Source organism: Rahnella selenatireducens, assembly GCF_046449555.1.
GTDB lineage: Bacteria > Pseudomonadota > Gammaproteobacteria > Enterobacterales > Enterobacteriaceae > Rahnella > Rahnella selenatireducens.
In genome coordinates this window covers 461,347-484,714 of record NZ_JBKEZJ010000002.1, presented here as the reverse complement: position 1 = coordinate 484,714, position 23,368 = coordinate 461,347, and the positions used below count along the sequence as shown (strand labels likewise).

The 23,368-nt window shown below is 56.7% G+C and carries 10 protein-coding genes; all 10 read left to right on the top strand.

Going from position 1 to position 23,368, the window contains the following annotated elements; all coding sequences use genetic code 11:
• Positions 1 to 20 precede the first annotated feature (20 nt).
• Entirely contained in the window at positions 21 to 2,381 is a 2,361-nt protein-coding gene (fecA, locus tag ACLBVC_RS05495; RefSeq protein WP_410148689.1) for a TonB-dependent Fe(3+) dicitrate receptor FecA, read from the top strand.
• Positions 2,382 to 2,449: 68 nt separating this feature from the next.
• Positions 2,450 to 3,355 (top strand): Fe(3+) dicitrate ABC transporter substrate-binding protein FecB, encoded by a 906-nt coding sequence (locus ACLBVC_RS05490; RefSeq protein ID WP_410148687.1) that lies wholly within the window; start codon positions 2,450 to 2,452, stop codon positions 3,353 to 3,355.
• Entirely contained in the window at positions 3,352 to 4,356 is a 1,005-nt protein-coding gene (fecC, locus tag ACLBVC_RS05485; protein ID WP_410148685.1) for an iron-dicitrate ABC transporter permease FecC, read from the top strand. Before ACLBVC_RS05490 ends, fecC begins: the two co-directional genes overlap by 4 nt.
• Entirely contained in the window at positions 4,353 to 5,315 is a 963-nt protein-coding gene (gene fecD, locus ACLBVC_RS05480; RefSeq protein ID WP_410148683.1) for a Fe(3+) dicitrate ABC transporter permease subunit FecD, read from the top strand. The genes fecC and fecD overlap by 4 nt, the downstream gene beginning before the upstream one ends.
• Before the next feature lie 2 nt (positions 5,316 to 5,317).
• Positions 5,318 to 6,085 (top strand): Fe(3+) dicitrate ABC transporter ATP-binding protein FecE, encoded by a 768-nt coding sequence (gene fecE, locus ACLBVC_RS05475; RefSeq protein ID WP_410148681.1) that lies wholly within the window; start codon positions 5,318 to 5,320, stop codon positions 6,083 to 6,085.
• 109 nt (positions 6,086 to 6,194) lie between these two features.
• Complete coding sequence (gene lldD, locus ACLBVC_RS05470) at positions 6,195 to 7,343, top strand: FMN-dependent L-lactate dehydrogenase LldD (RefSeq protein ID WP_410148679.1); 1,149 nt, start codon at positions 6,195 to 6,197, stop codon at positions 7,341 to 7,343.
• A gap of 223 nt (positions 7,344 to 7,566) precedes the next feature.
• Positions 7,567 to 8,406 (top strand): MetQ/NlpA family ABC transporter substrate-binding protein, encoded by an 840-nt coding sequence (locus ACLBVC_RS05465; RefSeq protein ID WP_195824166.1) that lies wholly within the window; start codon positions 7,567 to 7,569, stop codon positions 8,404 to 8,406.
• 281 nt (positions 8,407 to 8,687) lie between these two features.
• Positions 8,688 to 10,388, top strand: coding sequence for a ShlB/FhaC/HecB family hemolysin secretion/activation protein (locus ACLBVC_RS05460; RefSeq protein ID WP_410148676.1), 1,701 nt, complete (start codon positions 8,688 to 8,690; stop codon positions 10,386 to 10,388).
• Positions 10,389 to 10,408: 20 nt separating this feature from the next.
• A complete protein-coding gene (locus ACLBVC_RS05455) occupies positions 10,409 to 22,888 on the top strand; it encodes a hemagglutinin repeat-containing protein (RefSeq protein WP_410148674.1) in 12,480 nt (4,159 codons plus the stop codon).
• Positions 22,885 to 23,136 carry a hypothetical protein gene (locus tag ACLBVC_RS05450; RefSeq protein WP_410148672.1) on the top strand — a complete coding sequence of 84 codons (252 nt, stop codon included), beginning with the start codon at positions 22,885 to 22,887 and terminating at the stop codon, positions 23,134 to 23,136. Before ACLBVC_RS05455 ends, ACLBVC_RS05450 begins: the two co-directional genes overlap by 4 nt.
• Positions 23,137 to 23,368: the final 232 nt, after the last annotated feature.

Genomic DNA, 23,368 nt, shown 5'->3' with positions numbered 1-23,368 from the left:
AACATAAAATCGGAGACGGTATGTCCATTTCACGCTCACGCGTTATTCGTTCTTTTCGCAAAACAACACCACTGGCGATTGCCATTCATTGCGCCATTATTCCTGCCGCACTGCTGGCTTCGCTGCCGGTAACCGCCGCGGTGCAGTCTGCGTCTTATCAGATTGCGGCCGGGGATCTGGATGCCGCGCTGAATCAGTTCGCGGCCAAAGCCGGGGTTACGCTTTCTGTGGATGCCTCGCTGACGCGTGGGAAACACAGCAGCGGCTTGCAGGGGAGTTACACTGTCACCGATGGTCTGGCGACGTTGCTGACCAGCAGCGGGCTGGAAGCCAGACCGCTGGGCAATAATGCGTTTACGCTAGCGGTTATTCCTGCGCCGGTGCAGGCGTCAGAATCCCTGACGGTGGTCGGCGACTGGCTGGCTGACGCACGTGAAAACGACGTTTTTGAGCACGGAGGGGCGCGTGATGTGATCCGTCGTGAAGATTTTGTGAAAACCGGCGCGACGACTGTCCGCGAAGTGATGAACCGCATTCCGGGCGTCAATGCGCCGGAAAACAACGGCACTGGCAGCCATGATATGGCGATGAACTTCGGCATCCGTGGCCTGAACCCGCGTCTCGCCAGCCGTTCAACCGTACTGATGGACGGCATTCCTGTACCGTTTGCGCCTTACGGCCAGCCGCAACTTTCCCTCGCGCCGGTTTCACTTGGCAACATGGATGCGGTGGACGTGGTGCGTGGCGGCGGTGCGGTGCGTTACGGGCCGCAAAGCGTCGGCGGCGTGGTGAACTTTGTCACCCGCGCCATCCCGAAAGATTTCGGTATCGAAGCCGGCATGGAAGGGCTGCTCAGCCCGACGTCCAGCCAGAATGACCCGAAAGGCACCGGCAATCTTATGGTGGGCGGCACGGCGGATAACGGTCTCGGCGGCGCGCTGCTATACTCCGGCACGCGCGGCAGCGACTGGCGCGAACACAGCGCCACCAAAATTGACGATGTGATGCTCAAAACCCGTTACGCGCCGAACGACGTCCACACGTTCAACAGCCTGCTGCAATATTACGAAGGCCGCGCGGAGATGCCGGGTGGTTTATCCCGCGCCGCGTATAACGCCGACCGTTTTCAGTCCACACGCCTTTATGACGAATTCTGGGGCCGCCGCCAGCTGGCGAGTTTTGGCTATCAGTATCAGCCCGACCAGCAGCATAAATTCAACGTGCAGACGTTCTACACCTACACGCTGCGCAGCGGTTATCTCGATCAGGGTAAAAACCTGACGCTTTCCCCGCGCCAGTATTGGGTTCGCGGCGTTGAACCGCGCTACAGCCAGAGCTTCAACCTCGGTCAGACCGCGCATGAAGTGGGCGTCGGTTACCGTTATGTCAGCGAATCCACCCACGAATTACGCTATTACAGCCCGGCCAGGTCCGGCGTTCTGCCGACCGGCGACAGCCCGTATGACCGCGATACGCAATCTGGTACGCAGGCGAATGCGTTTTATGTTGATGACCGCATTGATGTTGGCGACTGGACCATTACGCCAGGCATGCGCTACGAGCACATTCAGTCATATCAGAACAACTACATCAAAGGCACTAAGCAGGAAATCAGCTACAACGCGCCGCTGCCTGCGCTGAACGTCGTTTACCACATGAACGAGGCATGGAATATTTATGCCAATACTGAAGGTTCTTTCGGGACGGTGCAGTACAGCCAGATCGGCAAAGCGGTGGACAGCGGCAATATCGAACCGGAAAAAGCCCGTACCTGGGAGCTGGGAACTCGCTTTGATAACAGCGTTGTGAAAGCGGAAGTCGGGCTGTTCCTGATCAACTTCAACAATCAGTACGACTCCAACCAGACCACGGACAGCGTCACCGCGCGCGGGAAAACCCGTCACACCGGTCTGGAAAGCCAGATTCGTTATGACCTCGCTGATTTGTCGCCAAAACTTGAAAACTTCTCCGCTTACGCCAGCTATGCGTATGTGAACGCCGTCATTCGTGAATCCGGCGATACGCAGGGCAATCAGGTGCCGTTTTCTCCGAAAAACAAAGGTACGTTGGGGCTGGATTACACGCCGGGCAACTGGTTCTTCAACGTCAACAGCGAATACCAGTCCGGCCAGTTTGCGGATAACGCCAACACCGTCGAAGAAAGTGCCGACGGCAGCACCGGCCGCATTCCCGGTTTCATGCTGTGGGGCGCACGCGCCGGTTACCAGTTTGGCCCGGACATGGCGAACCTGAATCTGGCCTTCGGCGTGAAGAATATCTTTGACCACGAATACTTTACTCGTGCCTATGACGATAACAATAAAGGGATTTATGCCGGGCAGCCACGCACGTTGTATATGCAAGGCTCCCTGAAATTCTGATGGTTTAAAAACGCCGGGCTTAGCGTGACGACGCCCGGTTTTTCCCTTTTCACTCGCACAGAGGTCTTATGTCTTTATTCTCCCGCTTTGCGCTTTTTGTCGGTTTATGTTTTTCGCTGGGCACCGCGCAGGCCGTGACGGTGACTGACCAGCAGGGCTCTTTTACGCTCGATACGGCGCCAGAACGCGTCGTCGTTTTGGAGCTGTCTTTTGTGGATGCGCTGGCCGTGGTAGATGTCAGCCCGGTGGGTGTGGCCGATGATAACGACGCGGAACGTATTTTGCCGGAAGTGCGCCAGCGCATCAGCGCGTGGAAATCTGTCGGCACGCGATCGCAGCCGAGCCTCGAGGCGATTGCCGCGCTGAAACCGGATCTGATTATTGCCGACAGCAGCCGTCATGGCGGCATTTACGCCGCGCTGAAAGGGATTGCACCGACGCTGATGCTGAAATCCCGCAACGAAACCTACAGTGAGAATCTGGAATCAGCGGCGACCATCGGCAAAGTGTTAGGGAAAGACGCGCTGATGCAGCAGCGTCTGGCGGAACATCATCAGCGGATGCAGGCGTTTGCCCGCCAGTTGCCAAAAGGCACGCAGGTGGTGTTTGGCACCTCTCGCGAACAGCAATTTAACCTGCATACGCGCGATTCCTACACCGGCAGCGTGCTGACATCGCTCGGGCTGATTGTGCCGGAACCGGTGAATCAGCAGGCGCTGGCCAACATCAGTTTCGAGCAGTTGCTGGCTATTAACCCGGACTGGCTGATTGTCGCGCACTACCGTCAGGAAAGTATCGTGCGTGCGTGGCAGAAAGATCCGCTCTGGCAAATGATGAAAGCCGCGCAGAAAAATCAGATCGCGGCAGTTGAACCTAACGTCTGGGCGAGAATGCGCGGGGTGTTTGCCGCTGAGCATATCGGTCATGACGTGGTGCAGATTCTGCATCATCAGGCATCTGCTACCGCACCATGATAGCGGTGAAAACGATCGCGACGGGGTGGCGCTGGACGCTGCCTTTGCTCGTATTGGGCGTCACCTTCTGGCTGACCCTTTTTTGCCGTTCAGCGGTGCCGATCGGCGCGGTGGAATCTCTGCGCGCGCTGCTTCCCGGCCCACCCGCATCACTGGCGCAGGCACTGGTGCTCAACCTGCGGTTACCGCGCAGTCTGGTGGCGATGTTGCTCGGTGCCAGCCTTGCGCTGGCGGGGTGCCTGCTGCAAACCCTGACCCGCAACCCGCTGGCGTCTCCCTCGCTGTTTGGCATTAACGCCGGAGCATCGCTGGCGATGGTGGTGGTCAGCGCGCTTAGCCCACAGTTGTTTGCCGGGTTCAGCATTGCGCTGGTGGCAGCCGCTGGCGGCGGCATCAGCTGGAGCATGGTGATGCTGACCGGCGGCGGATGGCTACATGCGGGTGACCGCAGCCGGTTGATCCTCGCCGGTGTGGCCGTGTCGGCGTTGTGCGCTGCGTTGGCGAAAGCGACGCTGATCCTCTCAGAAGATCACGCATACGGCATTCTCAACTGGCTGGCCGGAGGCGTCGCGCACGCCCGCTGGCCGGAGTTCTGGCATCTGTTCCCTTTCACCCTCATTATCGCGCCCTGGGTTTTGCTGCTTGCCAGCCGCCTGAACCTGTTACGGGTGAGTGATGAAAGCGCGCAGACGCTCGGCGTAAACCTGCCGCGCCTGCGGCTGATTATCAATCTTATGGTGTTATTGCTGGTGGGTGCCTGCGTCAGCGTCGCCGGGCCTCTGGCGTTTATCGGGCTGCTGGTCCCGCACATTTCACGATACTGGATTGGTTATGATTTACGCCGCATGTTGCCGGTGAGCATGATTTTTGGCGCAACGCTGATGCTGCTGGCGGATTTGCTGGCGCGTTTTCTGGCGTGGCCAGGTGAATTACCGGCGGGCGTGGTGCTGGCGCTGATTGGCGCGCCGTTCTTTGTCTGGCTGGTGAGGACGCGCACATGACCCGGCAGTTCACGGTATTCACCGTTCTGACCAGCCTGTTGCTGCTGACCTTCGTGATTTCGCTGCGTTACGGCACGCATACGCTGACGTTTGAACAAATGCGTCTGGCCTTCTCACCCTCCGATGACAACCATTTTCCGCTGATCGAATATCGCCTGCCGCGCGCGATGCTGGCGGTGCTGGTCGGCGCGGCGCTGGCTATTTCCGGCGTACTGGTGCAAGGCATTATCCGCAATCCACTGGCGTCGCCGGACATACTGGGCGTTAATCACGCCGCCGGGCTGATGTCGGTCGGCGCACTGATGCTGTTCCCCGCACTTTCCGTGCTGTGGCTGCCGCCGCTGGCCTTTTTGGGTGGAACCGCCGCGTTTATGTTGCTGCGCCTGATGTCCGGCCGTTCCGCGCCTATGAAGCTGGCGCTGACGGGCGTCGCGCTAACTGCGTTTTACGCCAGCCTGACGGATTATCTGATGCTTTCGCGCCCTATGGAAATCAACAGCGCATTGCTGTGGCTGACCGGAAGTCTGTGGGGACGCGGCTGGAATTTCGTCGAAATCGTCGCGCCGTGGTTACTGATATTGCTGCCGCTGAGCTTGTGGTTTTGCCGCGATCTGGACGTTCTGGCGCTTGGCGATGAAAGTGCCTCGACGCTGGGGATCCGCGTTTCCCGCGTACAGCGTCTGGTGTTATTGCTGGCCGTCGCGCTGGCCGCCATCAGCGTTGCCGCCTGCGGGCCGGTCGGGTTTATCGGGCTGGTCGCACCGCATCTGACCCGCAAACTGGTCGGCGGAAGACACCGCATTTTGATCCCCGCGTCAATGCTTGTCGGGGCGCTGATTTTACTGCTGGCCGACGTGCTGGCGCGCACCCTGCATCCGCCGCTGGAGCTGCCTGCGGGCGTTTTAACGGCGGTGATTGGCGCACCGTATTTCTTCTGGCTTCTGATGAGAACCCGCTGACTATGCAACTGAGTGCAGAAAATCTGTACGCCGGATACGGCAATAAATCCATCCTGAACGGATTGTCGGTGACCCTTCCGGCCGGAAAAATCACCGCGCTGATCGGCCCGAACGGCTGCGGAAAATCGACGCTGCTGAAATGTTTTTCGCGCCTGCTGACGCCGGAGTCCGGCACGTTGCGGCTGGCAGGAGACGATATTTCCCGACTTCATGGCCGCGCGCTTGCCCGCAAACTGGCGCTGTTGCCGCAACAGCACATCGCGCCGGAAGGGATCCGCGTGCGGGAACTGGTCGGCTATGGCCGGAGCCCGTGGCTGAATTTATGGGGCAGGCTGGGGGAGCAGGATCACGCGAGTGTCGCGCGCGCGATGCAGGAAACGAATATTGGTGATCTGGCCGAAAAATTAGTCAGCGAGCTTTCCGGCGGACAGCGTCAGCGCGTGTTTCTGGCGATGGTGCTGGCGCAGGATACGCCGCTGGTTCTGCTCGACGAACCGACCACCTATCTCGATATCAGCCATCAGGTGGAGCTGATGGCGCTGCTTCGCCGCCAGAATCAGCAGGGCAAAACGGTGGTCGCTGTGCTGCATGACCTCAATCAGGCCAGCCGTTATTGCGATTATCTGGTCATGATGGCGGCCGGAAAAATCGTTGCACAAGGCACCCCGGAAGCCGTAATGACGCCTGCGCTGCTGGCACAGGTCTTTGATATTGACGCGCAAATCCACCCCGAACCGGTTTCCGGTATGCCGATGTGCATTGTGAAATAGTTTTTCATTTTTCGTTGTCATTGTTTTCTATCGACTTGTCTGTTTTGAACTACACTTTTTGCACCCCTACGCGCCAGAGAGCGCAAGACAACGATAACGAGAAAACCAGATGATTATTTCTGCATCAACGGACTACCGAGCGGCGGCAAAAAGCAAATTGCCGCCATTTCTCTTTCACTACATCGACGGCGGCGCATACAACGAACATACCCTGCGCCGCAACACTTCTGATCTGGCCAATATTGCCCTCCGCCAGCGCATCCTAAAAAACATGTCCGAGCTCAGCCTTGAGACGCAACTGTTTGGCGAAAAACTGGCGATGCCGGTAGTGCTGGCACCCGTCGGCCTGACCGGTATGTACGCCCGTCGCGGTGAAGTTCAGGCGGCGCGCGCGGCCGCCAAAAAAGGCATTCCGTTCACACTTTCCACCGTTTCCGTTTGCCCGATTGAAGAAGTCGCACCGGCCATCGACCGCCCGATGTGGTTCCAGCTTTACGTCTTAAAAGATCGCGGATTTATGCGCAATGCGCTGGAACGCGCCCAGGCGGCAGGCGTGAAAACGCTGGTCTTTACCGTCGATATGCCGGTGCCCGGTGCACGATATCGTGACGCCCATTCCGGCATGAGCGGCCCGAATGCCGCCGCGCGCCGCATGTTGCAGGCCGTTTTGCATCCGCAATGGGCGTGGGACGTCGGCGTAAACGGCAAACCGCATGACCTCGGCAACGTTTCTGCCTATCTCGGCAAACCGACCGGGCTGGAAGATTACATCGGCTGGCTGGGCACCAACTTTGACCCGTCGATATCGTGGAAAGATCTGGAGTGGATCCGTGAATTCTGGAAAGGCCCGATGATCATCAAAGGCATTCTTGACCCGGAAGACGCCAAAGACGCCGTGCGGTTTGGCGCAGATGGCATCGTGGTATCGAACCACGGCGGCCGCCAGCTCGACGGCGTGCTTTCCACCGCGCACGCGCTGCCCGCAATCGCCGACGCCGTAAAAGGCGACATCACTATTCTCGCCGATTCCGGCATCCGCACCGGACTGGACGTCGTCCGCATGATAGCCCTCGGCGCCGACAGCGTGTTGCTCGGCCGCGCCTTCGTCTACGCACTGGCTGCGGCAGGGGAGGCGGGCGTCATCAACCTGCTGACTCTGATCGAAAAAGAAATGCGCGTCGCCATGACGCTGACCGGCGCGAAATCTATTTCAGAAATCAGCGCCGAATCGCTGGTGTACGGGCGAAGCGTGCGGTGATGTAATGCCGGAAAGGCAGCGATAATGTTTGTGAAGTGTCGCTGTCTTTATTATTTGTCTGCTTTTTGAATATCTCAATTTTCCAGATATCCATGGGAGAAATGCGTATAAGTAACGGCCTGTAAATATGTCAGCATAGATTTGTCCGGGTTAATCCGCAGGGCACTATCACCTCAATTAAAACCATCACCTCAATTAAAAAAGTTAATTTTAGGGAATGTCTATGCTGAAAAATATTGCTTTGCCGGTTTCTAAATCGCTTTCTATTGCCGGTCGTCTGACGGCTGTTGCAGCATTGCTTTCCTCCTTGTCCGCCTGGGCGGCAGAGCCGTTGCGCGTGCAGGCGGATCCGGTGCCTCATGCGGAAATTCTGGCGTACGTGCAGAAAATCGACCCGAGTCTGAATCTCAAAGTGATCGAAATCCCGAGCGGGGTGAATCCGAATGAATTGCTGGCACACGGCGATGTGGATGCTAACTATTTCCAGCATGTACCGTATTTGCTGTCGCAGGAAAAGGCGCTGAAAGAGAAATTTGAAGTCGCCGCGACGGTGCATATCGAGCCGCTCGGCGTATATTCCAGCCGTCACAAAAGCTATGCGGAAGTGCCGCAAAATGGCACCGTTGCCGTACCAAATAACGAAACCAATCTCAGCCGTGCGCTGTATTTACTGCAAAGTCAGGGGCTGATTACGCTGAAACCGGGCTTCACCGATCCGGCGAAAAATCAGGCCACACCGCGTGATATCGCCACCAACCCGAAAAACCTGAAAATTCTGGAAGTCGAATCCCCGCAAATTCCGCGTTCCTTACCGGATGTCGATCTGGCGGTCATTAATGGCAACTTCGCGCTGGAAGCGGGGCTGAGCCCGGCAAAAGACGCGCTGGGGCTGGAGAAAGCGAAGGGAAATCCTTACGCGAATATTCTGGTGACGACCGAAAAACTTAAAAATGACCCGCGGATTAAGCAACTGGCGAAAGATCTCGAATCGCCGCAGGTCGCAGAGTTTATTAAAGAGAAGTTTAAAGGATCGGTGTTACCGGTGGCGGCTGCGAAGAGTTAATGACAAGAACGCAGCCTCAGTGCAGACCCTGAGGCTGCGTTCTGATTTAGCCTGTTTAGTATTCCTTTCAAATAACCTTACTCACCATATTTATTAATATTTCCCCGTCATTCCTAAATATACATTTAGAAACACTTGTATTCCAAAAACCGCTAAAGGAGAACACCCCCTATGCCGATAGGAGCTGAATCTTCAATCATAATTCAAAGCCACAGTCTTTTCTGACGCCGGGTTTTTGAGGCGGGAAGGGAAGCTGTGATGTTCAGGAAACTTGCCCGGATATGGAAATCATAAGTCTTGTTACTCTTTTACGACGTTTCGGACGCCGGAATGTCAGCCTTTTAACGGCGCTGGCGTTACTGATTCCTTTTGCGACAAACGCGGCATCGCTCAGCCCCGCCGACCGCGACAGTATAGAACAGCAGCAACGGCAACTTCTTCAGCAGAACCAGCAGCAGCGTCAGGAACTGGAGCGCAGCACGCCAGTCACGCCCGCGCCGCCAGTATCACCGCAGCCCGGCGGCCCCTGTTTTGAAATCCATTCCATCACGCTTCCCGGCGCAGACCATCTGCCCGCCCGGGCGCAGCAAAAACTGATTCAACCTTATCTGCAAAAATGCCTCGGTATCGGCCAGATTAATGCGCTGGTGAAACAGGTTTCTGACTGGTACATCGGGCAAGGTTTTATTACCAGCCGTGCGTTTCTTACCGAACAAGATTTGTCGTCAGGCACACTCAGCCTGACGGTGATGGAGGGGAAACTCGAAGCCATCAAAATGGAGAATCAGCGCGGTGCGATGCTGGCGATGGCGTTTCCGGGTCTTACCGGAAAAATTCTTAACCTGCGCGATATCGAGCAGGGGATGGAGCAGATAAACCGGCTGCGCAAAACGCCGGTGCAGATTGAAATCCAGCCGGGCAGTCAGCCGGGTTATTCCATCGTCAACCTGACGTCCACGTCGGAGTTTCCGCTTCAGGCCAGCATCGGTTTTGATAACTCGGGGCAAAAAAGTACCGGTACCGGGCAGCTTAACGGCTCGGTGACCGGCAATAATCTGCTCGGTCTGGCTGACCAGTGGTTTGTCAGCACCGCCCGCAGCTCGGACGGGGCGAGTGATCATGACGCCAAAAGCGTGCAGGCCGGAGTGAATCTGCCTTACGGATACTGGTTATTCGATTACAACTACAGCTACAGCGATTATCTCAGCACGATTGAATCACAGGGTTATCTCTGGCGATCCAGCGGCGACAGCCAGTCACACCGGTTTACGCTCTCACGTGCCCTGTTCCGAAATGGCAACATGAAAACCGCCGCCAGCTTCGGACTTACCCACCGCCTGAACCGTAATTACCTCAACGATGCGCCGCTTGAAAGTAGCACGCGCAGCCTGACCAGCTGGACCGCCGGCATCAACCACAGCCAGAAACTCTGGGGCGGATACGCCACGCTGAACCCTGCCTTCAGCCACGGTGTGCCGTGGTTTGGGGGAGAAAGTGACGAGGGAAAATCTTCTGATACGCCGCGTGCTGAATTTTCAAAATGGACGCTCTCTTCCAGTTACTACCGCCCGGTGACGCAACGTATCACCTGGCTGACCAGCGCCTACGGGCAGTGGGGCGACGACCGTCTCTATGGCAGCGAACGTCTGACGATTGGCGGCGAAAGCTCGGTTCGCGGTTTCAAAGAACAGTATCTCTCCGGCGATAACGGCGGCTACTGGCGAAATGAACTCGACGCTCAGCTGTTCACGTTACCGGGGCTGGGGCAAATCAGCAGTATCACGGCGCTCGACGGCGGATATCTGCAACACAGCAATCACGATTCGGACGCTGCCGGCACCTTATGGGGCGCAGCGGTCGGACTTGCCAGCACTAATGCACATTTCTCCAGCCAGTTTACCGTTGGCTGGCCGCTGAGCTATCCGGATTCATTGTCGCCGGACCGCGTCACGGTCTACTACCGTATGGGCTTTGCACTGTAAAGATGAGAAGGAATTCGGGGATGAAAGCGGTGAAAGAACAACCTGTTGCTTTATGGCGTAAGGCGCTGGCGTACGGACTGATGGGCTGGCTGGTCTGGCAGCCGGTGGTCCCGGCATTCGCGGCGGGTATCACGGTGGCGGAAGGTAACACCCGCACCGATCAGGCCGGGAACGGCGTGCCGGTGGTGAACATTGCCACCCCGAATCAGGCCGGGATTTCGCACAATAAATACACCGAATTTAACGTCGGCCAGCAGGGCCTCATCCTCAACAATGCCACCGGTAAACTCACGCAAACTCAGCTCGGCGGTCTGATCCAAAACAACCCCAATCTTACCGCAGGTCAGGAAGCAAAGGGCATCATTAACGAAGTGGTGTCATCGAACCCTTCGCAGCTTAATGGCTACATGGAAGTCGCCGGTAAAGCCGCGAACGTCATGGTGGCTAACCCGTACGGGATCACCTGTAACGGCTGCGGATTTCTCAATACCCCCAACGCCACCTTAACCACGGGCAAACCGGTGCTGGGGGCAGACGGTTCGCTGCAATCCCTCGATGTCACGCAGGGCGCGATCACGGTCGAAGGTCAGGGGCTGGACGCCCGCCAGAGCGACTCATTTTCGCTGATTTCCCGCGCCGCACAGATTAATGCCGGTTTGTATGCCAAAGACCTGAACGTCACTTTGGGGGCAAATCGTGTGGATGCGCAGGGTAACGCTGCGTCGCTCTCTGGCGCAGGCGTGCCGTCGGTGGCCATCGACACCGGTGCGCTGGGCGGCATGTATGCCAACCGTATCCATCTGGTCTCCAGCGACAAAGGCGTCGGGGTCAATCTGGGTAACCTGAACGCGTCCACCGGCGACATGCAAATTGATACCAGCGGGAAACTGACGCTGAACAATGCGACAGCCACCGGCAAACTGACGGCGAATGCGCAGGAGATTGCGCTGAACGGCGCACAGCAGTCTGGCGGCGATATGGCCCTCAACAGCCAGGGACAGCTGGCGGCGCAGGGCAGTCAGGTGACCAGCGGCGGGAATATGACGCTGGCCGCAGGGCAACTGACCTCAGGCAGCGCGGCGAAGGTCTCCGCCGCCGGGAACGTCAGTGTGGCAGCAGGTAACGGCGGCCAGTGGCAGGGCAGTCTGACGGCGGGTAAAGATCTCAGTCTCAGCGCCGGTGACCTGACTAATAACGGGCTGATTGCCGCCAGCGGTAACGCGAATCTGACAACACAGCACCTGATCAACAGCGGCACACTACAGGCACAGACGCAGTCGGTTCAGGCGACGACGCTGGACAACGGCGGTGTGATACAGGCGAAAGGGGGACAGCAGATTCACGCCAGTTCCCTGAGTACGACTGGCGGTTCGACAATCTCCAGCGCTGGCAATTTATCGCTGGATGCCGGGAGTGCCACGATCGGCGGGCTGGTTTCGAGTGACAACCAGCTCACCGGACGCTTCGGACAGTTAGCCACGCTGGCCGGTTCGCAAATCCAGTCGGGCACGGATGCGGATGTTCAGGCCAGCGGCGTGACCACGCTGGGCGGTAATCTGCGTGCCGGACGGGATCTGCTGCTGGGCAGCAGCAGCCTGAACTCCGTCAGCGGAGCGCAGGTTTATGCCGTGGGCAATGTTCAGGCTACTGCTGGCAACAACGGCGTGTGGGGCGGCAGCCTGACGGCGGGCGGTAATCTTGGTATGAATGCTGCCGACATGACCAATAGCGGTACACTGGCGGCGGGGGCTGACACGGCGTTCACCAGCCAAAAACTGACCAACGGCGGGCTGATTCAGGCGCAGGGTAAACAAACCCTGATTGCGACCGCACTCACCAATACCGGTAAATTGCAGTCCGGCGGAACACAGCAAATCGACGCCAGCACCCTTAATAACCAGGGGATGATCGGCTCACAGCATGGGCTGAATTTTCAGATTGCCGGTCCGATGACCGTGGGTAAAACGGGTAGTTTGCTGGCAGGTGACCAGCTGAATATTGACAGCGGACAGCTCACCGCTGATGGCATTCTGACCGGTACTGACGGGCTGACCTTGACGACGGGTGCCTTAAAAACAGGCAGCGCGGCGGTGATCACCAGCCAGGGCAATATCGGTTTAACCAGCAATAGCGTTGAAAATGCCGGACTTATTGATGCGGGCGGCAATACGGCGGTGACCACGCAGGATCTGAGCAACACCGGGACATTGCAGGCGCAGGGCGATCAGACCTTGCAAAGCGTTTCGCTTGATAACAACGGAACGATTCAGGCGAAAGGCACGCATCACATTACGGCGGACCAGCTGAGCAATAACGGCGCTATCAGTGCGGGTAAGACGTTACAACTGCAGGCTAAACAGATCCTGAGTCAGGGGGCTGACGGTACAATCGATGCTACCGGCGCACTGGCGATTAACGCTGCTCAGGCGCAGATGGCGGGTCATGTTACCGGCCATGAGGACAGTCAGCTGGACTTTGGCTCACTGACGACTACAGCCAATTCCACGCTCTCAAGCCAAGGCAGTCTGTCCCTGAATGCGGGCAGCGCGCAGCTCGGCGGCGTCCTTTCAGGGGATAACCAGCTCACCGGACATTTTGGTCAGCTGACCACCGCCGCCGGTTCGCAAATTCAGTCCGGTTCTGACGCGGATATTCAGGCCAGCGAAAGCGCCATGCTGGGCGGTAATCTGCGTGCCGGACAAAACCTGCAACTGGGCAGCGGTTCGCTAAACTCTGCCAGCGGCGCGCAGGTTTATGCCGCAGGAAATTTACAGGCCAGCGCCGGCAATAACGGGGTATGGAACGGTGGCCTGACGGCGGGGGGCGATCTGGCGCTGAATGCCGGCGGACTGACCAATAACGGGACGTTGGCGGCGTCAGGCAACACGGACTTCACCACGCAAAAACTCACTAATAACGGCCTGATGCAGGCACAGGGCAGCCAGACTCTTCACGCCACCGAACTGAGCAATACGGGTAAAATTCAGTCCGGCGGTACACAAAATATCACCGCGAACTCGCTCGACAGTCAGGGGCTTATCGGTTCTCAGAAGGCACTGGCATTGCAGGTTGCAGACCAGCTGACGGTCGGTGAACAGGGTTCATTATTTGCCGGTGACCAGCTCACCCTTAGCGGCGGTCAGATGACCGTGAACGGCGCGCTGACCGGTAAAAGCGGTCTTTCAGTCGGTGCAGATTCCCTGAACGCCAGACAAAATGCGCTGATCACCAGCCTGGGTGATATTCAGCTCACCGCCGGGAAGCAGTCGCTTAACGGCCAGATTTCAACGGCAGGCAATATAGATCTTAACGCCACGGATCTTTCCGTTGGCGCATCGGGCAGTATCCACAGCGACAAAGATGTATCCCTGACGGCAGGCCACGCTTCCACGATCGCCGGTGCGCTGGACGGGAACACGCTGGAGGCCAGCGGCGGCGCATTGCAGGTTACCGGCAGCGGTTCGCTGGTGTCGGTCAGTGATATGCAGTTATCCGCGCAGCAGCAACAGCTCGACGGCGTCACCAGTGCGGGCAGCAATCTCTCAATAACCGCTGACCAGCTCAACGCCGCGCAGGGCGGCAAAACGTCTGCGCAGAACGACATCATTTCGAATATTGCACATGGCGGTCAGTGGTCGGGCAGCCTGATTGCCGGCCGTGACCTGAACTTCACTTCGGGGGATTTCAGCAACGCAGGCACGCTCGCCGCCAACCGTAACGGGCAGTTCAGCTTCGGCACGCTGACCAACAACGGCCTTTTACAGTCACTGGGCACGCAGCAGCTTAACGGCGACACCTTCAACAACAACGGCACGGCGCAGTCCGGCGGTGACCAGACCTTTACCCTGAATCAGCTCAATAATCAGGGGCTGACCGGGACAAATGGCGATCTGACGCTGAATGTCCGTGACGGTGTCGTGAACGGGGACTCCGGCACATTGCTGGCCGACGGCAAACTGACGCTGAAAACGGCGCAGGCGGATCTGGGTGGAACGCTCACGGGCACGCAGGGCGCAGATCTCACGGCGGATACACTGACCAGCCATACGGGTTCGGTGCAAACCAGTCAGGGCGACGTGAATCTCAGTGCAGGCAACGCCAGCCTGAACGGTTTCCTTTCTGCCGACGGCAGCATGGCGCTGAACACGCAACAATTGACCACGGGCAACGGTTCGCAAACACAGGGTAAAAACGCGCTGGGGATCAGTGCGTCTGAAGGCGCAGAGCTGGGCGGCAAACTGGTGACGCCGGGGGCGCTGACGATCAGCGCGGGAACCCTGACCAGCACCGCCACGCTCGGCGCTGATCATGTCGATGTCAGCGCGACCACGCTGACGAACAGCGGCGCGATCACGGCGGACGACGGCCTGCATCTTAATGCCGGAACCCTGCATCAGCAGGGCAGCCTGAGCGCGCAGAACCTGATGAACCTGGAGGGCAACACGCTGGATAATCAGGGCAGTATTTCCGCGGGCGATCTGGGTATTCATGCCAAAACCAGCCTGACCAACCAGAGCAACGGGGTGATCTCAGCGGGCAATGGCCTGACCGTAGATGCACCGACATTCATTAACAACGGCACGCTGGCGGCGAAAACCGTTGGCGTGAATGCCAGCGGTATCAGCAACACCGGTCTGGTGCAGGGAAACGGGGATACCACGCTGACGGCCAGCACGCTGAATAACGGCGCGCAGGGGCAGGTGATTTCAGGCGGCACGCTCTCCGTGAATGCTGCCGGGACACAAAATCAGGGCCGGTTGCAGGGCAGCCAGCTGAACCTGATCGGTAACACTCTGAACAACGGCGGGACAGCGCTGGGCACAAATGGCCTGAAAGCGCAGATGCAGGGCGATCTGACGAATACAGGTAGCCTGCTTTCCTCCGGCGATGCCACGGTGAACGCCGCGACGCTGGAAAACAGCGGTCAGCTGCTCAGCGATAAAAACGCGATAGTTACCGCTTCTCATACCACCAATCAGGGACAAATTCAGGGCGATACGCTCGCCGTGACCGCCGGTTCGGCCGACAACAGCGGCAACCTGATTGGCCTGAAAAGCCTGACGGCACAACTTCAGCAAGATCTCACCAATGCCACGTCCGGCAAAATGCTGACGCAGGGCGCGCTCACTGTCACGGCCGGACACGTCACCAATAACGGCAGCTGGCAGGCCGGCAGCGCGGATTTACACGCCAGCCAGTTAGATCTCAACGGTGCCATCCAGACCGCAACAAAAGCCAGTCTCATTCTGACCGGCGCGCTGAATACGCAGGCGCAGGGGAAAATTGTCTCCACCGGGCTCGCTGTCTTGCAGGCCGCCAGCCTCAATAATCAGGGGAACTGGTCGGCGGATAATCTCAGCCTGACAGGCGGATCGCTCACCAGCAACGGCGGGATCAGCGGCGTCAGCGCACTGGCGACCACGCTCAGCGGTCAGCTACAGATTCAGCAGGGCGGAACATTACTCAGCGGCGGCACCAGTACGCTGAACGCAGGGAACATCACTAACAGCGGTAATATTCAGGCCGGGAATCTGGCGCTGACGACCGGCAGCATCTCGAACGGCGGACAGCTACAGGGCCAGCAAAGCCTGCAGGGCACGGTACAAAACGGCATTACCAACCTGAGCGGCGGTACGCTGCGCAGCCAAGGGACGTTGGATTTAGGCGCGCAGTCGCTGCTCAATCAGGGGCAGTTGCAGGGCGATGGCGCCAGCCATCTCACGCTTTCCGATAACCTGAATAATCAGGGCACCTTGCTGACCGGCGGTCGCCTGACGGTGTCTGCCCCCACGCTGACGAATACGGGTCTTTTGCAGGCGCAGGGGCTCACGATGTCCGGCGGAACGCTGAACAATAGCGGCACGCTGACCGGGCAGGGCGACAGTACGGTAAACGTGTCGCAGGTGACCAATCAGGGGCAACTTCAAGGTGACCGTTTGCAACTGACCGGAGATGTGCTGCACAACACCGGCACCGTTCTGGGCAGCCAGACGCTGGGGCTAAACGTACAGAACGCTGACAATCACGCGGGCGGTAAACTTTACAGCGCCGGCAATCTGACGCTGGTGACACCGTCACTTAACCAGTCCGGCAGCCTGCTGGCTCTGGGTGATATGACGCTGCAACTCGGGTCGGGATTCACCCAGACCGGAACGCTGGCGGCGGGGCAAAACCTGAATCTGAGCACGCAGGGCGATCTGAGCGTACTCGGCACCTTGCAGGGCAACGGTATTCAGCTCAGCTCTGCGGGTAACTTCGTCAACAACGGCCAGCTGCGCGGAGGCAGCGGTACGTTGGGCGTGGATGCGAACAACATCACGCTCAATGGCAGCGGCAGTGTGCAGTCCGGCGGTGATATCCGCCTCGCCAGCCGCGGCGTGCTGAACAACAGCGGTTTTGTCGGTGGCGCAGGCAACGTCGTGATGTCCGCAGCGGGTCAGCTGGCCAACAGTGCGCTGCTGTATGCCGGTAACAACATGCAGTTGCTGGCCGACAGCATCCATAACAACTATGGCGATATTCTGGCGGGCAACAGCCTGTGGATGCAGCGCGACGCTGCGGGTAACGCCAACAGTGAAGTGGTCAACACCTCGGGGGATATCGAGACCTCCAACGGTGATATCACTATTAATACCGGCCATCTGCTGAATCAGCGTGACGGGCTGAGTACGTCGAGTTCGTATCAGGCGGCGGCAAATAGCCCGGCATCGCTGGGACAGGCCACAATGAAAATCAAACTCGGCCTGTTAGATGATGACGAAATAGGTGTGTATACAGGAACCGGTATGCGGCATACCGGAGGAAGCAATGGCAAGGGAAATGGTGCTGAAGAAGAATATACCTACGTTGGTTTAGCCCCGACGAAAGCAGCATCAGACAGAAAATTCCTTGTTGGAAGCTCGACAGTGACTGCCAGTGCTAATGGTGGTGCCGGACGTATAGCCGCGAACCGTGATCTGAATGTTTCGGGCGGAACTTTGGATAACATCGCCAGTAATATACTTGCCGGCTCAAATATCAGTCTTTCCGGAAATAATCTTAACAATCAGTCCTATGAAAACAGTATTGAGAGTGAATACCTGACCTATCAATACACGGGAACGACGGGGACTTTGCAAAAAGATGCGACACTTATTCCTGATATCAGGAAAGGGAAAAGAAGAGGGGTCAATTATGAAACGGATCTTGGGGATCAGTTTACCTACAAACTGACAGACGGCCCAACTTACGAAACGATTACTACCGGAGAAGGCCTCCGCTCAGTCATACAGGCCGGCGGCGCGGTCAACGCCAGTTTCAGCAACAATATCAGTAACACTACGACCACGGCGAACGCGGGTGGTTTATCACACACCATCAGCACGCCGGGAATAAGCGGCACATCAGGCCTGCAACAGGTCGGCGGTGTGCAAAGTCAGCAACTGGCGGGCGGTAAAAACCTGACTGTCGGATCTGTGCAGTGGACTGATTCCGTCAGCAATGCTTTGCAGCAAATCGGCAACCGGGGCGCGGCGCTGACCGATTACCCGCTGCCGACCGGCAATAACGGCCTGTTTGTGGCGAGTCAGGATCCGTCCAGCCCGTATCTGATCACCACAAATCCGCAGCTTGGCAGCATTGGCAAAACAGATCCCTCGCTGTTTAACGCCCTGAATGACTATCTGTCACGCCCGACATCCCCGGTTTCAGTGGTTAATCAGCAGAGCGTTCAAAGCGGCGGTGGGTTGAATTTTGTTTCTGCGGGCTCACCAGGTTCACTGCCAGCCTTGTCCTCTTCATCAACGCTGGCGTTCGCGCCGACGTCAGCGACCGGGGCCACATTTGTCACTGCCGCAGGTTCCGTCCCTGCGCAGGGCACGGTGGTGACTCGCGTCGTTCAGCCGGGCACGCCCTCCAGTCCGCGCATTGAAACCGCGCCGGCCTATACCGATGAAAGCAAATTCATCGGCTCGGCCTACTTTATGAACCGGCTGAACCTGACGCCGGACTACGACTACAAATTCCTCGGCGATGCGGCATTTGATACCCGCTACGTTGATAACGCGGTGCTGAGCCAGACCGGCCAGCGCTACGTCGGCGGCACCGGTTCTGACCTGGCGCAGATGCAGTATCTGATCGACAACGCGGCCGACCAACAGGCCGGTCTTGGCCTGCAACTGGGCGTCAGTTTGTCACCTGAACAGGTCGCGGCGCTGACCAAAAGTATCGTCTGGTGGGAAAAAACCACCGTCAATGGCCAGACTGTTCTTGCGCCAAAACTGTATCTCTCAGCAAATGACACGAATGCCGTCACCGGCAGCGTGATTTCCGGGAATACCGTCAATCTCGACGCGGGTCATATCGTCAACGCCGGCAGTACGCTTCAGGCACAAACCCAACTGGCGGCGAAAAGCAACAGCTCACTGGATAACCTGAACGCGGGGCTGATTGCATCCAACGGCAGCCTGCAACTGAGCGCGCTGGGGGATATCAATAACATCGGTTCCTCGATTGCCGGACAAACTGTCGCACTGGCTTCGGTCAGCGGTGACATCAATAACGTCACGCAGGCACAGCAGTGGAACGCTGCGCCGACCGCCAGCAAAAACAAAACGGCTCAGCTGACGTTCAGTGATACCCATACCGGCGATGTCGCCGGTATTTCGGCCACCGGCGGGCTTGCGCTGACGGCCGGTAACAGCATCAATAACACCGGCGCCAGACTCAGCGCTGGGAGTGATTTGCAGCTGATCGCACTCAACGATATCAACATCACCGGCAATGCGCTGAGCACCAGTAAATCGACGGCGAAAACGAGCGCGCAGACCACCGGCAGCCAGGCCAGTGAGGTCAGCGCGGGCGGCAGTTTGCAGGCCAGCGCGGGTAACAACCTGACGGTTGCAGGCAGTGCCGTGACAGCCAAAGGCGACACCACGCTGGCGGCGGTAAACGACATCAATCTGGACGCGATGGACAAAAGCAGCCATCAGACCAGCGGTAAAAATAAAGCAGACGATAACAACGCCACCCGCACGATCGTGAGCAGCGGCGGTGACCTGACGCTCAGCGCAGGCCGTGACCTCAACTCGCAGGCGGCGCAACTGACCGCCGACCTCAACGCCTCACTCAGCGCGGGTCGCGACGTCAACCTGAACGCCCAGCAGACCAGCACTTACAGCGAAACCCACGGCAATAAAAGCGTGAGTATCCGTGAAAATGTCGGGCAGGAAGGGACGGCGGTGGTGAGCGGCGGGAGTACGACCATTGCCGCCGGACGTGACATTTCGACACAAGCTGCGCAAGTCCAGGCCACCGGTAACCTGGCCCTGAACGCCGGGCGTGACGTCAATATCACCACCGCACAGGAAAGTGAATACAGCTACGACGAAAAGACCAAAACCAAGAAACATCTCTTCTCCAGCACCACCACGCACACCGTTAAAGAGGATTATTCCACCACGGAAAAAGCCTCGCAGCTCAGTGGAGACAAGGTATCCATTGTTGCCGGGCAGGACCTGACGGTTAAAGGCTCGTCGGTGGTCGGTGACGGGGATGTGACGCTGAAGGCGGGGAACAATGTCGATATCGTTGCCGCCACTGACACCAGTTCCAGTTATCGCCTGAGTGAGAGCAAAACCAGCGGGATGTTCAGCGGCGGGGGCTTTGGTGTGACGTTCGGCAGTAAATCGTCCCGCCAGCAAATCAATCAGGACGGCACGACGCAAAGTCAAAGCAGCAGCGCGGTCGGCAGCACCGGCGGCAACGTGAATCTGATCGCCGGTGAACAGGCGCACATCGGTGGCTCGGACGTTATCGCTAAAAATGACGTCAACATCGTCGGCGGCTCGGTCACGATTGACCCGGGCAACGACATGCTGACCCGCAAACAAATCTATGAGCAGAAGCAAAGCGGCGTGACGCTGTCGTTATCGAGTCCGGTGACGGATGCTTTGCTAACTATTGGTAAAGATATCAGCCAGTCGGGTGACTCCGGGGATAACCGGTTAAAAGCGTTGTATGGAATGGCAGCTGTACAAGACGGGTGGGCTGCCGCACAGGATGATAAGGTCGCCAGTCAGCTCGCCGCGTTAAAAAATGGGGATGTCAGTGCCAGTGTGACTCTCCAGGTAAATATCGGGGCCAGTAAAAGCAAGAACACGTCCGAACAGGTGAGTAACCAGGTCAGCGGCAGCACCGTCAGCGGCGGACGTAACGTGGCGATTGTCGCAACCGGTGCCAACGGGCAGACCGGGGATGTCAGTATCACCGGCAGTGGCGTGACGGGAAATAAGGTCACTCTGGCTGCGCAGAATGATTTACTGCTCCAGGCTGCCAGCAATAACAGCAAGCAAACCGGTAGCAACAGCGCCAGTGGCTGGAGTGCCGGTGCACATATTTCATTCGGTCAGGAAACCGGCATCGGTGTGCAGGCCAGCGGTTATATGGCGAAAGGCTCTGAGAAGGGGAATACCACCGATTATGTCAACACGCGCATTAACGGGCAGGATGCGGTCACGCTCAGCAGCGGCAACGACACGACGGTGAGTGGTGCGCAGGTGATGGGCGACAAAATCACCGCCGATGTCGGGCGAAATCTGACCATTAGCAGCCTGCAGGATATTGATGACTACTCCAGCAAACAACAGAGCGTCAGCGGAGGTTTCAGCTTTACCTTCGGCACCATGAATGGTTCGGCCTCCCTGAGCATGAGTAAGTCTAAAACTCAAAGCGAATATGCCAGCGTGGGTGATCAGAGCGGGCTGTTTGCGGGTAATCAGGGGTATGACATCTACGTCGGTGACCATACGCAGCTGAACGGCGCGGTGATTGCCTCGACGGCGGATGCAGTGAGTAACAGCCTCAATACTGGCACGCTGGGCTGGAAGGATATTCAGAACAAAGCAGATTACAAGGCCAGCAGTGTGGGTGTGACGGCCAGCGCTGCAACGAATAAAATTACGAATAGTGACGGTTCGACTAAGCAGATATACGGTATAACGCCCCCTGTTGCATTACCGGCTATCACTTCTGGAAGTAACTCTGGCACGACGCAGTCAGCTGTCGCAACAGGAACAATTACTGTTAGGGACAGCATCCATCAGACGCAGGATGTAAGCACCCTGAACCGCAATACTGATGGTGTAAATAATCATATTGATAAAATTTTTGACCCTCAGACCTTTGCACGACAACAAGAACTTGAGGCAGTGTTTGGCCGGGTCGCGAATCAGGCCGCTGGTGACTTAGGTAATGCTATGGGGTGGGCCGAAGGTAGTCCGGAGAAAATGGCAATCCATGCGGCCATTGGTGCAATGCAGTCAAGTCTGGGGAGTGGGAGTGCGTTAGCTGGCGGCTTGACAGGATTGAGCAGTGAGGCAGTTGCTACGGGTGTAGATAATTACCTCAAAAATCACACAACGCTGACGATCTCAGAGAGGGGAGCAATAACGCAATGGGCGGCATTAATCAGTGGTGCAGCCATCGGGGGGGTTGTCGGAGGAACCAATGGCGCGTCGGATGGGGCGAACGTTTCTTACAGTTCAGTAACTTATAACTATCTTACGCATGATGAAGTTGCACGCCGGAATTTGATTCAAACCCAACTGTCCAGTACCACACTGAGTGAAGACGAAAGGGCGGACCTTGAACAACAGCTGTCGGATATCAATGAGTTAGATATTTCCCGAGATTTGGCCATTTTAGATGCGTGTTCCCAAGGGAATAAGAACAGTTCGGCATGTTCTTCGCTACTGCAACCGGCCTGGGATGCCATGACTGGCTGGAATAGCGGACCAAACTGGATGGGAACTTACAATAGTATTTTCCCAAATGACGCACAGAATATGGCGAATATTCTGCAGGGTCTGGATCCTGCAAGTGTCATGCGCGATAGCGCGATCACGGCTTCTATGAATGCGTATAACGCGGCACATCCAACTGATCAGAAGAATTGGGAGCAGGTTGCCAATAGCTATGATATCGCAATGGCGTTGCAGTCGGTCGGCAGTGTTGTGGGGGGGCTGATAGGCAGCGGCGGGGTTAATAAAGGTTTGAATTCCAATGTATCAGGCAGTAGTTACGCTGATATCATAAATAAGAATATTGCAGACAGTCAGGCGGCAAGGGCTTCTTCAAACTTTAGCAAGTACTTGGCTGCTGAGCAGCAGGTGCTAGACAATATATCTAGTCAAGCAAAAATCAATAATCTTTTAAACTCTGCGCTCCAACCCTTCAAGGAGGGGCAAAATCTCACTAATGCAGGACGTGCTGTGACTAAACACCCTGAATACTTTGGTTTTGAGTCGACTGAGGACCTGCGGAAATCTTACCGTTCAGATGCTCAATTGAATAAACTTGCAGAAGAGTCCATACAGGGCATACTAAAAGGTGGGACAATGACCAGTGGTGCCGGCGGACGATATCCAGAAGGATGGGTTACATATACTTTACCAGACGGACGGGCAGCAAGTTGGAGTATTAGCGGCAACTTTATCGGATTTAGGGGCATGAAAAATAAATGAATGACTGTCTTGTATTTGAAAAAGTGGGTGATATTAATACTGAGTACCCATATTTAAATGTCTACATCTATGGGTGCAGCGATCCTTTTATGGAAATATCTATTTCGCATGAGAAAAATATACTATTCACATTGTTTTTAGCGACAGATAACATTGTTCTGAGTAGTGAGCAATGGATTGAAATAAAATACAAATCTGATTTGTTTTTAAAGAAGACTCTGGCTGATGAGGAGTTTGGAACATACTAATAGTACCAAACACTGATTTTAGATAAATAGATTTTATGTATCCCCCACAGATGGCGGTATTTCCGGATCAGGATTTCCATTAACTTCAGTTTCAGTAAATGATAGGATCATTACAAGACTGTGATTCATTGGTGAGTGATATGATTAAATGTAATAATGAAAGTAAGACTGATGATATTCCAAGAATTATTTTTTGGATGGGAATCTACCCATGGAAGTTTTTTTCGAAAAC

What these genes read in the sequence shown, in the direction of transcription:
- ACLBVC_RS05465 (WP_195824166.1), top strand. Translation starts at nt 7,567, where the DNA reads ATGCTGAAAAATATTGCTTTGCCGGTTTCTAAATCGCTTTCTATTGCC.
- fecA (WP_410148689.1), top strand. Translation starts at nt 21, where the DNA reads ATGTCCATTTCACGCTCACGCGTTATTCGTTCTTTTCGCAAAACAACA.
- fecE (WP_410148681.1), top strand. Translation starts at nt 5,318, where the DNA reads ATGCAACTGAGTGCAGAAAATCTGTACGCCGGATACGGCAATAAATCC.
- ACLBVC_RS05455 (WP_410148674.1), top strand. Translation starts at nt 10,409, where the DNA reads ATGAAAGCGGTGAAAGAACAACCTGTTGCTTTATGGCGTAAGGCGCTG.
- lldD (WP_410148679.1), top strand. Translation starts at nt 6,195, where the DNA reads ATGATTATTTCTGCATCAACGGACTACCGAGCGGCGGCAAAAAGCAAA.
- ACLBVC_RS05490 (WP_410148687.1), top strand. Translation starts at nt 2,450, where the DNA reads ATGTCTTTATTCTCCCGCTTTGCGCTTTTTGTCGGTTTATGTTTTTCG.
- ACLBVC_RS05450 (WP_410148672.1), top strand. Translation starts at nt 22,885, where the DNA reads ATGAATGACTGTCTTGTATTTGAAAAAGTGGGTGATATTAATACTGAG.
- fecC (WP_410148685.1), top strand. Translation starts at nt 3,352, where the DNA reads ATGATAGCGGTGAAAACGATCGCGACGGGGTGGCGCTGGACGCTGCCT.
- fecD (WP_410148683.1), top strand. Translation starts at nt 4,353, where the DNA reads ATGACCCGGCAGTTCACGGTATTCACCGTTCTGACCAGCCTGTTGCTG.
- ACLBVC_RS05460 (WP_410148676.1), top strand. Translation starts at nt 8,688, where the DNA reads ATGGAAATCATAAGTCTTGTTACTCTTTTACGACGTTTCGGACGCCGG.